This is a genomic window from Paraburkholderia gardini, from assembly GCF_907164545.1.
In the GTDB taxonomy this organism is placed as follows: domain Bacteria; phylum Pseudomonadota; class Gammaproteobacteria; order Burkholderiales; family Burkholderiaceae; genus Paraburkholderia; species Paraburkholderia gardini.
In genome coordinates this window covers 1-13,012 of record NZ_CAJQZB010000048.1, presented here as the reverse complement: position 1 = coordinate 13,012, position 13,012 = coordinate 1, and the positions used below count along the sequence as shown (strand labels likewise).

Here is a 13,012-nt window from a genome sequence, read left to right as displayed (position 1 = left end):
TCTTTCGAGAAAGCGCTTTGATTATGGCACATGGTTTGCGAAGCACAATCAGGGAAATCGGCGATAATTCCTTATTTGGCGCAAGCCCCGTCGCGCAAGCGCTCCAGCCTTGCCGCACACCCTCGCCGCGCGCCCCGGCCGGGCCGTTTCAGGTCCCGCACCGGCCGCCGGCAAGCCCTGATGTCGTGACCGTGACCGATTCCATAACACTAGCCGATCGCATCGAGAATCTGCTGCCCCAGACGCAATGCACAAAGTGCGGCTACACCGGTTGCCGCCCCTACGCCGAGGCCATCGCCAGCGGCGAGGCCAGCCACAACCAGTGCCCGCCTGGCGGCGCCGAAGGCATCGCGCGCCTTGCCCGCCTGCTCGGCCGGCCGCTGATTCCGCTGAACCCGGAGAACGGCGTCGAGCGGCCACGTCCGGTGGCCGTCATCGACGAAACGCTCTGCATCGGCTGCACGCTGTGCATGCAGGCGTGTCCAGTCGATGCGATCGTCGGGGCGCCTAAACAGATGCACACGATGATCGCCGCGCTCTGCACCGGATGCGATCTTTGCGTTCCGCCCTGCCCCGTCGACTGTATCGCGATGGTGCCGGTCACCGGCGAGCGCACCGGGTGGGATGCGTGGTCGCAACCGCTCGCCGACGCTGCCCGCGAACGCTACGAGGCGCGCAATGCGCGGCTCGCGCACGAACGCGAAGCCGCCGAAGCGCGCGCCGCGGCGCGCCGGGCATCAGGCGCCGCCCCCGCTGCGGCGGCTGCGTCCGGGGCGGCTGTGATTGCGGCCGCGCCTTCCACGCCTTCTCCAGGCCTCGCCGACGATCCTGAAGCAAAGAAACGCGCGATCATCCAGGCCGCGCTCGAGCGTGCCCGCAAAAAGAAGGAAGAGCTCGTGGCGCAGGGCAAAGGTCCGCAGAACACGCAGCAGGTCAGCGCCGAGGTCCAGGCGCAGATCGACGCGGCCGAAACGCGCCGTCGCCGGCTCGGCATCGCGCAGGATGGCAGCGACATCGGCCCGGCGTCGGCGGAAGACGCTCCCGGCAACCCATCACAGGAATCCTGACATCCAGCATGAACGCGAACAAACGCCGCGCGATCTTCGAGACACTCCAGGAACTCAACCCGCATCCAGCCACCGAACTCGAATACACGACGCCGTTCGAGCTGCTGATCGCCGTCATGTTGTCCGCGCAGGCCACCGACGTGTCGGTCAACAAGGCGATGCGCAAGATGTTCCCGGTCGCGAACACGCCGCAAACGATCTTCGCGCTCGGCGAGGAAGGTGTCGCCGGCTACATCAGGACGATCGGTCTTTACCGCACGAAGGCGAAGAACGTCATCGCGACCTGCCGCATCCTGCTCGACAGGTTCGGCGGCGAAGTACCCGACGACCGCGAGGCGCTGGAGAGTCTGCCGGGGGTCGGCCGCAAGACCGCGAACGTGATCCTGAATACCGCGTTCGGCCATCCGGTGATCGCCGTCGACACGCACATCTTTCGGGTTGCCAATCGAACCGGACTCGCACCGGGCAAGGACGTGCGCGCCGTCGAAATCGCGCTGGAGAAGTTCACGCCCGCCGCGTTCCAGCACGACGCGCACCACTGGCTGATCCTGCACGGCCGATATGTATGCAAGGCGCGCCGGCCGGAATGCTGGCATTGCGCCATCGAGCCGTTGTGCGAATACCGGCCGAAGACGCCACCGCCGGAGCTTTGAGCGGCAACGCCAGGCGTCGGGCGGCGCTACCGGTGCCGGCGCGGTGCGGCACGCACCTGTCGCCAGAACCCGCGCCGTCAGGTCAGCGAGCGTTTGCCCAACGACGTAAAATAGCGGCTTGCCGTTGCGACAAGCACGCCGTCCCCATCCGATACAGCTCACGATGTTCAATCCCAGCCGCGACGAAGTTCGCCTCTTTTTCACCGACACCTGGCGCAAGCAGCGCGCGGGCGAAATCCTGACGCCGCTCGAGGCGATTGCCGCCGACTGGATCGTCGAGCACCCCGAGTATCACGCCGACCTCACGAACGCCGAAGCCGCGCCGTCGCAGGATTACTCACCGGAGCGCGGCCAGACGAACCCGTTCCTGCATCTGTCGATGCATCTGGCGATCACCGAACAGCTGTCGATCGACCAGCCGCCGGGCATCCGTGCGGCGCACGAGCGGCTCGCATCGCGACTCGGCTCGACGCACGACGCACAGCACGCAATCATGGATTGCCTCGGCGAAACGATCTGGGAAGCGCAGCGCACCGGCACGCCGCCGGACACCGACGCGTACCTCGCCCGCATCGAACGCCGCGCATCACGCGACTGACCGGCTTCACGCCGTCACGCCGCCCGCGCGCAGGAAACCTGAAGTCCGCGCGAAGTCTGCTGGAAGCAACACCGAAGCCCCAAAGCAAAACACCCCGCCAAAGGCAGGGTGTTCCGTTTCGACTTGCTGAAAAACGCCGTGCTTACTTCTTCTGCACGAGATCGCCGTCGAGCGACTGGATGTAGGCGGCGAGGTCTTTCATGTCGCTTTGCGACAGACTTTGCACCTGCGCCTTCATGATCGCGTTGTTGCGACCGAGGTGCGGGTTGTCGGTGCCCATCTGATACTGGCGCAGCGCCCAGTAGATGTAGTCGGCGTGCTGACCCGCGAGCTTCGGATACTCCGGGCTCACCGGCTTGTTCAGATTCACACCGTGGCAGGCCGCGCAGTTATGCGCGTCGGCGAGCACCTTGCCGTTGGAGGCGTCCGCGGCATGTGCCGCGTTTGCTGCGACGAGGCCGGTGAATGCAACTGTCGCGCACACAGTCTTCAATGCCGTGTGGAGTGCCTGATGGGGCTTCTTCATGAATTCTCCTATCCCGCGAATGTGGTGAACCGTGGGTGACCTGTACCGGTCACTTGTCGGGATTGTTCTTCGAAGAGGATGTCTGCGCCGCGTAGTACGCCGCGACGTCGGCGATGTCCTGATCCGACAGCGACGATGTAATGGCATGCATCGTTCCGAAATGGCGGTCGCCCTTCCGGTAGGCGCGCAGCGCGCTTTCGAGGTAGGCCTGGTTCTGGCCGCCCAGCATCGGCACCCGGTAGACCTCCGGGTACGCCGTGCGATATTCGGGGATGCCGTGGCAGCCGATACACATCGCGACCTTGCCCTGGCCCGCCTTCGCGTTGCCAACGACGTCCGCGGCCTGCGCGCTGGCCGCAAAGCCTGCGAGCGCTGACAGCGCTGCGATCACGAGGTGTTTGCCGACGATTCTGTTCATAGGTTCTAACCTGGCATGAGGGGAAAACGGGCGCCCGGAAAAGGCAACGGCCTGCGCCGTTATTCTTGTAGAGGTGCCACGCAGGCCAAAAAAATCGGGCTAATTGTACCGCGACGCTACGCCGGGCGTCCATATGGCAGGCGCGAAGCCTCCATTACCGCACCGGCCCGGCATGCCGCCCGCCTCCATCGCAGGCACATCGAGAGCCCATCGAAGGCACGTCATGGACAGCGTCCAGGCACTTCACCGACACTTCACCGGCGCGGGCAAACGCATGCCGCGCCGGGTTCACACCCTACCCGAGCGCGCTTCGGCGCGACAGGGCTTCTGACTTATACTGGTCTTTTTCCAGGAGAGCAGTTCGCCATGCGCTTCGAAGGCTCATCGCAGTACGTCGCCACCGACGATCTCAAGCTCGCGGTCAATGCCGCGATGACGCTCAAACGCCCGCTCCTGATCAAGGGCGAGCCGGGCACGGGCAAGACCATGCTCGCCGAGGAAGTCGCGGCCGCCCTCGGCATGCCGCTCCTCCAGTGGCACATCAAGTCGACCACGAAGGCGCAGCAGGGCCTCTACGAATACGACGCGGTTTCGCGCCTGCGCGACTCGCAGCTCGGCGACGAGCGCGTGAAGGACATCCGCAACTACATCGTCAAGGGCGTGCTGTGGCAGGCGTTCGAATCGGACGAACAGGTCGTGCTGCTGATCGACGAGATCGACAAGGCCGACATCGAATTCCCGAACGACCTGCTGCGCGAACTCGACCGCATGGAGTTCTACGTATACGAGACGCGCGAACTCGTGAAGGCGAAACAGCGTCCGCTTGTCATCATCACGTCGAACAACGAGAAGGAACTGCCCGACGCGTTTTTGCGCCGCTGCTTCTTCCACTACATCCGCTTCCCCGATGCGCAGACGATGCAGCAGATCGTCGAGGTCCACTATCCGGGCATCAAGAAGGCGCTGCTGGCCGCCGCATTGCAGAGTTTTTTCGAGCTGCGCAACGTATCGGGCCTGAAGAAAAAGCCGTCGACGTCCGAACTGCTCGACTGGCTGAAGCTGCTGCTCGCCGAAGACATCCCGCCCGAAGCGCTGCGCTCGCCCGACCAGAAGCAGATCATCCCGCCGCTGCACGGCGCGCTGCTGAAGAACGAGCAGGACGTGGGCCTCTTCGAGCGCCTCATTTTCATGAACCGCAATAACCGCTAGGCCGGCGCCCGGTGCGAGGACGCGAAGGCACGGACTGCGACAGTATGTCGCGGCCCACCTGCCCAGCCGGTGCCGGGATGCAGAGATCAATCGAACACGTCTGGAGAGCCGTCACATGAGCCGCTGGATAGAGCCCGTTACGCTGAAGGGACAGCACGTCACGCTTGAGCCGTTGACGCTCGATCACGAACAGGCCATCGCAGCCGCAGCCGCCGACGGCGAACTGTGGAAGCTCTGGTACACCTCGGTGCCCGCGCCCGGTACCGGGCGCGCGTGGATCGAAGCCGCGCTTGCCATGCGCGACAATCTCGGCGCGCATCCGTTCGTGGTGCGCGATGCGACGGGCGACGTCGTCGGTTCGACGCGTTTTTTCAATGTCGATTCCGTCAATCGCCGGCTCGAAATCGGCCACACGTGGTACGCGAAACGCGTGCAGCGCACGCCGCTCAACACCGAGGCAAAGCTCCTGCTGCTCACGCATGCGTTCGAATCGCTGCATGCGATCGCGGTCGAGTTCCGCACGCATTTCATGAACCATCAGTCGCGTACCGCGATCGCCCGGCTCGGCGCGAAGCAGGACGGCATCCTGCGCCACCATCAGGTAGGCAAGGACGGCGTGCTGCGCGACACCGTCGTGTTCTCGGTGATCGAACCGGAATGGCCCGCCGTGCGCGCCAATCTGAAGTACAAGCTCGCGCGCTGACGCGCCGCTCACAACCAGCGCACGGAAACATGGCAACGCACGGGCCCGGACACGCAGAGGAAACAGCATGCTGATCGACTTCTTCTATTCGTTGCGCACCGCGAAGCTGCCGGTTTCGGTGAAGGAATACCTGACGCTCCTCGAAGCGCTCAAGGCGAACGTCATCGCGCCGTCGCTCGACGATTTCTACTATCTCGCGCGTCTCACGCTTGTGAAAGACGAGCAGTATTTCGACCGCTTCGATCAGGCGTTCGGCGCGTATTTTCGCGGCGTCGCGGGCAAGACGGAGCTCGCGTTCGACATCCCGCTCGACTGGCTGAAGAAGAAACTCGAACGCGACTTCACGCCCGAGGAGAAAGCGCAGATCGAGGCGATGGGCGGTCTCGACAAGCTGATGGAACGCCTGAAAGAGCTCTTCGAAGAGCAGAAAGAGCGTCATGAAGGCGGCAACAGATGGATCGGCACGGGCGGCACGTCGCCGTTCGGACACGGCGGCTATAACCCGGAGGGCATTCGCATCGGCGGCGAGGCATCCGGCAATCGCAGCGCCGTGAAAGTGTGGGAAGCGCGCGCCTACAAGGATTACGACGATCAGGTCGAAATCGGCACGCGCAACATCAAGATCGCCTTGCGCCGCCTGCGCCGTTTCGCGCGTGAAGGCGCCGCCGAGGAACTCGATCTGCCCGACACGATCCGCAGCACCGCGGCGAATGCCGGCTGGCTCGATCTGAAGATGGTGCCCGAGCGTCACAACAACGTGAAAGTGCTGATGCTGCTCGACGTCGGCGGCTCGATGGACGACCACATCAAGCGCACCGAAGAGCTGTTCTCGGCGACCAAAGCCGAATTCAAGCACCTCGAGTTCTACTACTTCCACAACTGCGTCTACGACTACCTGTGGAAGAACAACCGCCGCCGTCACGCGGAACGCACGCCGACGTTCGATGTGCTGCACAAGTTCACGCCCGACTACAAGCTGATCTTCGTCGGCGACGCGACGATGAGCCCGTACGAAGTCGTGCAGGCGGGCGGTTCGGTCGAGTACAACAACACCGAGCCGGGCGCCGTCTGGCTCAGGCGTCTGGCCGACCAGTTCCCGCATCACGCGTGGCTCAACCCCGAACCGGAAGGTCTGTGGGAATACCGCCAGTCGGTCTCGATCATCCGCGAAGTGCTCGGCCAGCGCATGTATCCGCTGACGCTCGCCGGACTCGAAACCGCGATGCGCGTGCTCAGCAAATAACGCCTCATTCATCCTTCTCACGAAAGAAAGAATCCGCATGACGCAGTCTTCCACGCCTGAACTCTCCCCTTCCGCCGCACGTCCCGCGAAGCTGCGGCCGTTTGCCGACACGTCGTTATCGGCGGTCGTCGCGGGCTTCGTCGCGATGATGACGGGCTATACGAGTTCGCTCGTCCTGATGTTCCAGGCAGGCCAGGCCGCGCATCTCACCGACGCGCAGATTTCATCGTGGATCTGGGCGCTGTCGATCGGCATGGGGCTCAGCACGATCGGGCTGTCGCTGAAGTTCCGCGCGCCGGTCGTCATCGCGTGGTCGACACCAGGGGCCGCGCTGCTGGTGACGTCGCTGCCGAATGTCGCCTATCCGGAGGCGATCGGCGCGTTCATCGTCTGCGCGTTGCTGCTGACGGTGGTCGGCCTGACGGGCTGGTTCGATACGCTGATGAAGAAGATTCCGGCAGGCATCGCGTCGGCGCTGCTGGCGGGTATTCTCTTCGAGATCGGTATCGCGATCTTCCGCGCGGCGCAGGTCCAGACCGCGCTCGTGCTCGTGATGTTCTTCACGTACCTCGTCGTCAAGCGCGTGGCGCCCCGCTACGCGATCGTGACGACGTTGATTGTGGGCACCGCCTTCGCGGGCACGCTGGGCCTTCTCAACTTCAGCCAGTTTCATATCGCGCTTGCGCACCCGGTGCTCACGATGCCGGTGTTTTCGGTTTCCGCGATCGTCAGTATCGGCATTCCGCTCTTCGTGGTCGCGATGGCGTCGCAGAACGTACCCGGCATCGCCGTGCTGCGCGCGGACGGCTATACGACGCCCTCCTCGCCGCTCATCGCCACGACAGGCATCGCGTCGCTGATCCTCGCGCCGTTCGGCTCGCACGGCATCAATCTCGCGGCGATCACGGCCGCGATCTGCACAGGCCCCGAAGCGCACGAAAACCACGCGAAACGCTACACGGCGGCTGTCTGGTGCGGCACCTTCTACCTGATCGCCGGCATTTTCGGCGCGACGATCGCGGCACTTTTTGCTGCACTGCCGAATGCGCTGATCGTATCGGTGGCCGCGCTCGCGCTGTTCGGCTCGATCATGAGCGGTCTCACCAACGCGATGCAGGACGCGAAGCAGCGCGAAGCGGCGCTCGTCACCTTCATGGTGACGGCCTCGGGCCTGACGCTGCTGTCGATCGGCTCCGCTTTCTGGGGCCTGGTTGCCGGCGTGCTGACACAGCTCGTGCTGAACGCGCGCCGGGCATGACGCCAGCGCACTGGCACCGGATTGTGGAATACGTGCCCTGTAAAAACGCTATCACCCGATCCGCCATAAAATAGCGTTATTGAGCGGCGCTTCGCGGTAAGCTTCACAGTTCCATCGCATGAATGCCGCATGATGACCGCTGCCGCAGCGGCATGGCGGCAGTCCCATCTTCCCCTGGACCACGGCGCGTGCGCGCCCAGAAGGCTCGACATGACAACCGCACTCGATCAACTCAAGCAGTACACCACCGTCGTCGCAGATACGGGCGACTTCCAGCAACTCGCGCAGTACAAGCCGCAGGACGCGACGACCAACCCGTCGCTGATCCTGAAGGCGGTGCAGAAGGACGATTACCGTCCGCTGCTCGAAAAGACCGTCCGCGATCACGCATCGAAACCGGTCAGCGCCATCATCGACCAGTTGCTGATCGCCTTCGGCACCGAGATTCTCAAGATCATTCCGGGCCGCGTCTCGACCGAGGTCGACGCACGCCTGTCGTTCGATACGAAGGCGTCGATCGACAAGGCCCACGAACTCATCGGTTTCTACAAGGCTGCCGGCATCGGACGCGAACGCGTGCTGATCAAGCTCGCGTCGACATGGGAAGGCATCCGCGCCGCCGAAGTGCTGCAGAAGGACGGCATCAAATGCAACATGACGCTGCTGTTCTCGCTCGCCCAGGCCGTCGCGTGTGCTGAAGCGGGCGCGCAGCTGATCTCGCCGTTCGTCGGCCGGATCTACGACTGGTACAAGAAGAACGCCGGCAGCAACTGGGACGAAGCGCGTGACGGCGGCGCGAACGACCCGGGCGTGCAGTCGGTGCGCCGCATTTATGCGTACTACAAGAAGTTCGGCTACCCGACCGAAGTGATGGGCGCGAGCTTTCGCACGACCTCGCAGATCACCGAACTGGCCGGCTGCGATCTGCTGACCATCAGCCCGGACCTGCTGCAAAAACTGCACGACAGCAATGACAAGGTCGAGCGCAAGCTGTCGGCGGAAACCGGCAAGAACGAGAACATCGCGCGCGTGCCGGTCGACGAGCCGTCGTTCCGCTTCCTGCTGAACGAAGAAGCGATGGCCACGGAAAAGCTCTCGGAAGGCATCCGCACGTTCGCCGCCGACGCGGTCAAACTCGAAAAGCTCATCGAAAGTCTGCGCTAGGGTCAACGTCGGGCCGCGCCGGGAATACCGGACAACGCGCACTCGCCTGACGCGAACCGTTTCACCTGCGCGTGACCCGCTTGCGGTCACGCGCACGGCCTTGCCAGCGCTTCGGGCGCTGCCCCGCTTTCACCTCTCCTCACACACTGTCACAAACGCACGCGAGGCGGCGTCTACAATCTTCTGCACGGTCGCTTTCTGGCGCGCTCCCGCACAACGGGACGGCGGGAGGCACTGCTTGCGCGGACACCCCGCGACACTCTCAAGGAGACGACGATGCAAGTTCAGCCTTATGTGTTCTTCAACGGTCGCTGTGAAGAGGCGATGAAGTTTTACGGCGAGAAACTCGGCGCCGAAGTGCTGTTCCAGATGCGCTTCAAGGACGCGCCGCCGTCCACCGGCCAGACCATGCCGCCGGGCAATGAAGAAAAGATCATGCACACGACGTTCCGGATCGGCGCGACCGAACTGATGGCATCCGACGGCGACTGCAACAGCGCATCGCCGCGACCCGCCGGGTTCAGTCTTTCGCTCACCGCCGACGACGTCCCGTCGGCCGAAAAATACTTCAACGCGCTGGCTGAAGGCGGCAGCGTGATGATGCCGTGGCAGGCGACGTTCTGGTCGAAAGGCTTCGGCATGGTCGCCGACAAATTCGGCATTCCGTGGATGGTGACCGTTCCCCACGAAGGCGCCTAAGTCCTTCGGTTCCGGCACGCGCCTCATGCCGCGCATGCGTGCTCGCCGCTCAGGCGGCGACGCGCGTGCCTTGCTCGATATTCCAGTTCGCCTCGGTTTCCAGCAACAACGCGCGCAGGCTGTCGACCTGTTCCGCCAGCCGCAGCCCGAGCCAGTACGGACCATGCAGGTCCACGGGCAGGCTGGCCAGCAGCGCCGGATCCGGCGGCGCGGCGAGCGTCGACGCGCGAGGAACGTGAAAACGCGTCGCGCCCGCGAAGCGCAATGCGCGTGCCATGCCGAGCAGCGCGGTTCGCACGGCGTCCACCTCGATCCCGCATTCCCGCGCGAAGGCCGCACGGCCGGCGGCATCGAGATGTGCGATCGTGCCCGTCGACATCAGTTCCAGCGCGCTTAGCACCGCCCGGTGCAGACGCTGGATTTCCTCCAGCTGGGCCTGCGGCACGTCGATCTCCTTCGCCACCGATGGAATCAGCGAGCGCAACTGCACGAGCCGCGCATTGAGCGCGAGGAACGTCTTCAGGGTGTCGTCCGGGGATGGGGGGCTATCGCCTCGCACGAGACGCGCATAGAGGCGCGCGCAGGCGCGCAGATTATCCGCCAGCAGGTAGCGCCACGAGTACGTGGCGTGCAGCGGCAGCGCGAAGGAAAACGCCAGCGCGATCACGATGCCGATCAGCACGTTCAGCGTGCGCCAGAGGCCGACGTCGATCAGATTCTCGCCCTGACCCGCGACAATGCACATCGTGATCGCCGTCAGCAGCGCGACGTAGCCCGCCTTGCCGATCGCGAACCACGCGCAGATCGCCGCCACCACCGACATCAGCACATACGTGAGCGGCAGCGAACCGATCAGGTCACGCTGCAGGATCAGCACAAGCCCGATCGACGCGCCGAGCAGTGTACCCGCCGCCCGATCGGCGGCCTTCTTGCGGATGTTGCCGTGGTGCTGCAGGCCGCCGATCACCACCAGCAGCGTCACCGATGCCCAGATGCCGTGCGGCACGTCGATGCCGGCCGTCGCCAGAATCGACACCAGCATGGCCAGACCGACACGCAGGCTGTGAAAGAGCTTCGCGTGACGATAGCGGTAGTACGGCGAGACGATCGTGCGCAAGAGGCGCCGGGCGCGACCGGGGTGCGCGCGACGGGTTTGAAGGCGGTCGGAATCGGCAGTGGGCATGCGTATCGAGGCGGATTTCAGGTGAAGGCGTTGAAGGATACGTTCAACGAATGCCCAGTATCCCGCACCAGAAGCAGAAACGCCCGCAACTTTCGTCGCGGGCGTTTTGAGTACAGCAGACTTCCGGAGGCGCGCGGTGCGCCGCCGGGTATCTTTCGATCAGCTTTCGACCACGTCCAGATAGTCTTCCGGACGCGTGCGGTCTTCCGACTTTGTCATGCCGAGCGCGCGCACCAGGAGGCTCACGACCACCGACACCACCAGGTTCACGATCAGCGACCACACTGCCGCATAGCCCGGAATCGCCATGCCGAACAGGTGAATCGTGAAGATCGAGCCCGCCAGCTTCAGCGAAATCGCCATCCACGTGCCGGTCACGATGCCGACGGCCCAGCCGGCCAGCAGGCCGCGGTAGTCGAGCATGCGCGTGTACAGGCCAAGCACGATCGCGGGCAGTGTCTGGATGATCCAGATCCCGCCGAGCAGCTGCAACTGGATCGCATACGTCAGCGGCAGGCCGAGAATGAACGCCACCGCGCCGACCTTGACGATCAGCGACACGAGCTTGGCGACGTTCGTCTCCTGCTCGTGCGTCATGTTGCGGTTCACGAACTCCTTGTGGATGTTGCGCGTGTACAGGTTCGCGGCCGCGATCGACATGATCGCCGCCGGCACCAGCGCGCCAATGCCGATCGCCGCGAACGCGACACCGACGAACCACGACGGGAAGAAGTGCAGGAACAGCGCCGGCACTGCGAAGTTCGGACCGAACGCCTTGAAGTACGGCACGAATTCCGGCATGTCCTTCACGCCGGCGGCAAGCGCCATGAAGCCGAGCAGCGCGAGGAGACCCAGCACCAGTGAATAGGCCGGCAACATCGCCATGTTGCGGCGGATCGTGTTACCCGACTTCGACGACAGCACGGCCGTGATCGAGTGCGGGTACAGGAAGAGCGCAAGCGCCGAACCGACCGCTAGCGTCGCATACGCGCTATAGCCGTTCAGACTGCCCACATCCGGCGCCTTCAGGAGCAGCTTGGCGGGCGGCACGGCCGAAAAGATATGCCCGAAGCCACCGAGTTGCGGCGGAATCACGATGACCGCCGCGATGATCGTGATGTAGATCAGCACGTCCTTGACGACCGCGATCATCGCCGGCGCACGCAGACCCGAGGTGTACGTGTACGCCGCCAGGATCGCGAACGCGATAATGAGCGGCAGATCGCCGATAAAGCCCGTCGTGTCGAAACCGAGCCCGCCGATCACCACTTCGATACCGACCAGTTGCAGCGCGATGTACGGCATCGTCGCCACGATGCCGGTCACGGCAACCGCCAGCGCGAGCATGCGGCTACCGTACCGCGCGCTGACGAAGTCGGCGGAGGTCACGTAGCCATGCCGCTTCGCGATGCTCCACAACTTCGGAAACACGACGAACGCGAACGGATAGATCAGGATGGTGTACGGCAGCGCGAAGAAGCCCGTCGCGCCGGCGCCGAACACGAGCGCCGGCACCGCCACGAACGTGTACGCCGTGTACAGGTCGCCGCCCAGCAGGAACCACGTGACGATCGTGCCAAAGCGACGGCCGCCGAGGCCCCACTCTTCCAGATGCGCGAGATCACCGCGGCGCCAGTGGGCCGCGACGAAGCCGAGAATCGTGACGCCGACAAAGAACAGGACGAAGACAAAGGTTGCGGTAGCGTTCATTTGGCGCCCCCTTGCGAACCGTTGGCGGTCGGGCGCTTTTTGGTCTTGAAGTACACGAGTGCGGTGATGACGGCGCTGATCAGCACCCACAGCAACTGGTACCAGTAGAAGAACGGGAAGTCGAACAGCTGCGGTTCGACCTTGTTGTAGGACGGCACCCAGATCATCGCGATCCAGGGGAGTAGCAACAGCCACAACCAGCCTTTGCTGGACTTGTTGGCGTCGGCGTCGTGAGCCATGACGTCTCCTCTTCTTTACTTTTATTGAATAGTCCGCCCATGTCGGCGGATACCGGCCCCCGTGGGCGGATAGCCGACGGGCACCCCGAAAGCTCCGAAAGAGTATAGGAGCCGCGAACGTCCGGTCAAGCGGGGTTCTTCCCAAGGGGAGAACGCTTGTCAAGTGAAAAAAGCTCAGGTTCGGGTGCGCAATGTGCGGCAGAGCGTCGCGTTCGACGCTGTAGCAGCGTTCCGGCGACACCCCGTCCGCGCGCTGCCGCCAGCGTGGTTCGCCGGAAATGACGAAGGCCCCGCCCGCAGGGCTGCCGGTGGCGGCCGTAGATGTAGCCCGGGCCGCACCGG

At 64.1% G+C, this 13,012-nt stretch carries 14 protein-coding genes; 9 read left to right on the top strand and 5 right to left on the bottom strand.

The genetic code is table 11. From position 1 onward, the window contains the following. Positions 1-191: 191 nt before the first annotated feature. From rsxB to LPA37_RS24955, 3 genes are all read left to right on the top strand, one after another. Positions 192-1,067: an electron transport complex subunit RsxB gene (rsxB, locus tag LPA37_RS24965; RefSeq protein ID WP_229013981.1), complete on the top strand. Its 876-nt coding sequence runs from the start codon at positions 192-194 to the stop codon at positions 1,065-1,067. Positions 1,068-1,075: 8 nt separating this feature from the next. After that, complete coding sequence (gene nth / locus LPA37_RS24960; protein WP_228974132.1) at positions 1,076-1,720, top strand: endonuclease III; 645 nt, start codon at positions 1,076-1,078, stop codon at positions 1,718-1,720. A gap of 163 nt (positions 1,721-1,883) precedes the next feature. Then, complete coding sequence (locus LPA37_RS24955) at positions 1,884-2,318, top strand: DUF1841 family protein (RefSeq protein WP_090531507.1); 435 nt, start codon at positions 1,884-1,886, stop codon at positions 2,316-2,318. A gap of 142 nt (positions 2,319-2,460) precedes the next feature. Here the strand turns inward: LPA37_RS24955 and LPA37_RS24950 are convergent, their stop codons facing one another. Together LPA37_RS24950 and LPA37_RS24945 are read right to left on the bottom strand one after the other, a co-directional pair. Continuing rightward, positions 2,461-2,844, bottom strand: a complete 384-nt coding sequence (locus tag LPA37_RS24950) for a c-type cytochrome (protein WP_228974130.1) — start codon at positions 2,842-2,844, stop codon at positions 2,461-2,463. A gap of 49 nt (positions 2,845-2,893) precedes the next feature. Next, positions 2,894-3,262: a c-type cytochrome gene (locus tag LPA37_RS24945; RefSeq protein ID WP_228974129.1), complete on the bottom strand. Its 369-nt coding sequence runs from the start codon at positions 3,260-3,262 to the stop codon at positions 2,894-2,896. A gap of 366 nt (positions 3,263-3,628) precedes the next feature. Here LPA37_RS24945 and LPA37_RS24940 point away from each other — a divergent pair, with 366 nt between their 5' ends. From LPA37_RS24940 to LPA37_RS24915, 6 genes are all read left to right on the top strand, one after another. After that, positions 3,629-4,471, top strand: a complete 843-nt coding sequence (locus tag LPA37_RS24940) for an AAA family ATPase (protein ID WP_228974127.1) — start codon at positions 3,629-3,631, stop codon at positions 4,469-4,471. Between the two features lie 115 nt (positions 4,472-4,586). Next, complete coding sequence (locus tag LPA37_RS24935; RefSeq protein ID WP_228974125.1) at positions 4,587-5,174, top strand: GNAT family N-acetyltransferase; 588 nt, start codon at positions 4,587-4,589, stop codon at positions 5,172-5,174. 67 nt (positions 5,175-5,241) lie between these two features. Further along, positions 5,242-6,417 (top strand): vWA domain-containing protein, encoded by a 1,176-nt coding sequence (locus LPA37_RS24930; protein ID WP_229013980.1) that lies wholly within the window; start codon positions 5,242-5,244, stop codon positions 6,415-6,417. Positions 6,418-6,454: 37 nt separating this feature from the next. Next, positions 6,455-7,675 carry a benzoate/H(+) symporter BenE family transporter gene (locus LPA37_RS24925; protein WP_228974122.1) on the top strand — a complete coding sequence of 407 codons (1,221 nt, stop codon included), beginning with the start codon at positions 6,455-6,457 and terminating at the stop codon, positions 7,673-7,675. 210 nt (positions 7,676-7,885) lie between these two features. Beyond that, positions 7,886-8,839 carry a transaldolase gene (tal, locus tag LPA37_RS24920; RefSeq protein ID WP_228974120.1) on the top strand — a complete coding sequence of 318 codons (954 nt, stop codon included), beginning with the start codon at positions 7,886-7,888 and terminating at the stop codon, positions 8,837-8,839. A gap of 276 nt (positions 8,840-9,115) precedes the next feature. Further along, a complete protein-coding gene (locus LPA37_RS24915; protein WP_229013979.1) occupies positions 9,116-9,538 on the top strand; it encodes a VOC family protein in 423 nt (140 codons plus the stop codon). Positions 9,539-9,587: 49 nt separating this feature from the next. Here LPA37_RS24915 and LPA37_RS24910 read toward each other — a convergent pair whose 3' ends face one another. The 3 genes from LPA37_RS24910 to LPA37_RS24900 all read right to left on the bottom strand — a co-directional run bounded on the left by LPA37_RS24910 (position 9,588) and on the right by LPA37_RS24900 (position 12,670). Next, on the bottom strand, positions 9,588-10,721 hold the full coding sequence (locus LPA37_RS24910) for an FUSC family protein (RefSeq protein WP_229013978.1): 1,134 nt from the start codon (positions 10,719-10,721) through the stop codon (positions 9,588-9,590). Positions 10,722-10,880: 159 nt separating this feature from the next. Beyond that, positions 10,881-12,431, bottom strand: a complete 1,551-nt coding sequence (gene mctP / locus LPA37_RS24905) for a monocarboxylate uptake permease MctP (protein WP_228974115.1) — start codon at positions 12,429-12,431, stop codon at positions 10,881-10,883. Continuing rightward, positions 12,428-12,670, bottom strand: coding sequence for a DUF3311 domain-containing protein (locus LPA37_RS24900; RefSeq protein WP_228974113.1), 243 nt, complete (start codon positions 12,668-12,670; stop codon positions 12,428-12,430). Before LPA37_RS24900 ends, mctP begins: the two co-directional genes overlap by 4 nt. Between the last annotated feature and the right edge of the window lie 342 nt (positions 12,671-13,012).

Excerpts from the sequence above, each read along its gene's own strand:
- nth (WP_228974132.1), top strand. The coding sequence starts at position 1,076 with ATGAACGCGAACAAACGCCGCGCGATCTTCGAGACACTCCAGGAACTC.
- LPA37_RS24955 (WP_090531507.1), top strand. The coding sequence starts at position 1,884 with ATGTTCAATCCCAGCCGCGACGAAGTTCGCCTCTTTTTCACCGACACC.
- LPA37_RS24950 (WP_228974130.1), bottom strand. The coding sequence starts at position 2,844 with ATGAAGAAGCCCCATCAGGCACTCCACACGGCATTGAAGACTGTGTGC.
- LPA37_RS24945 (WP_228974129.1), bottom strand. The coding sequence starts at position 3,262 with ATGAACAGAATCGTCGGCAAACACCTCGTGATCGCAGCGCTGTCAGCG.
- LPA37_RS24940 (WP_228974127.1), top strand. The coding sequence starts at position 3,629 with ATGCGCTTCGAAGGCTCATCGCAGTACGTCGCCACCGACGATCTCAAG.
- LPA37_RS24935 (WP_228974125.1), top strand. The coding sequence starts at position 4,587 with ATGAGCCGCTGGATAGAGCCCGTTACGCTGAAGGGACAGCACGTCACG.
- LPA37_RS24930 (WP_229013980.1), top strand. The coding sequence starts at position 5,242 with ATGCTGATCGACTTCTTCTATTCGTTGCGCACCGCGAAGCTGCCGGTT.
- LPA37_RS24925 (WP_228974122.1), top strand. The coding sequence starts at position 6,455 with ATGACGCAGTCTTCCACGCCTGAACTCTCCCCTTCCGCCGCACGTCCC.
- tal (WP_228974120.1), top strand. The coding sequence starts at position 7,886 with ATGACAACCGCACTCGATCAACTCAAGCAGTACACCACCGTCGTCGCA.
- LPA37_RS24915 (WP_229013979.1), top strand. The coding sequence starts at position 9,116 with ATGCAAGTTCAGCCTTATGTGTTCTTCAACGGTCGCTGTGAAGAGGCG.
- LPA37_RS24910 (WP_229013978.1), bottom strand. The coding sequence starts at position 10,721 with ATGCCCACTGCCGATTCCGACCGCCTTCAAACCCGTCGCGCGCACCCC.
- mctP (WP_228974115.1), bottom strand. The coding sequence starts at position 12,431 with ATGAACGCTACCGCAACCTTTGTCTTCGTCCTGTTCTTTGTCGGCGTC.
- LPA37_RS24900 (WP_228974113.1), bottom strand. The coding sequence starts at position 12,670 with ATGGCTCACGACGCCGACGCCAACAAGTCCAGCAAAGGCTGGTTGTGG.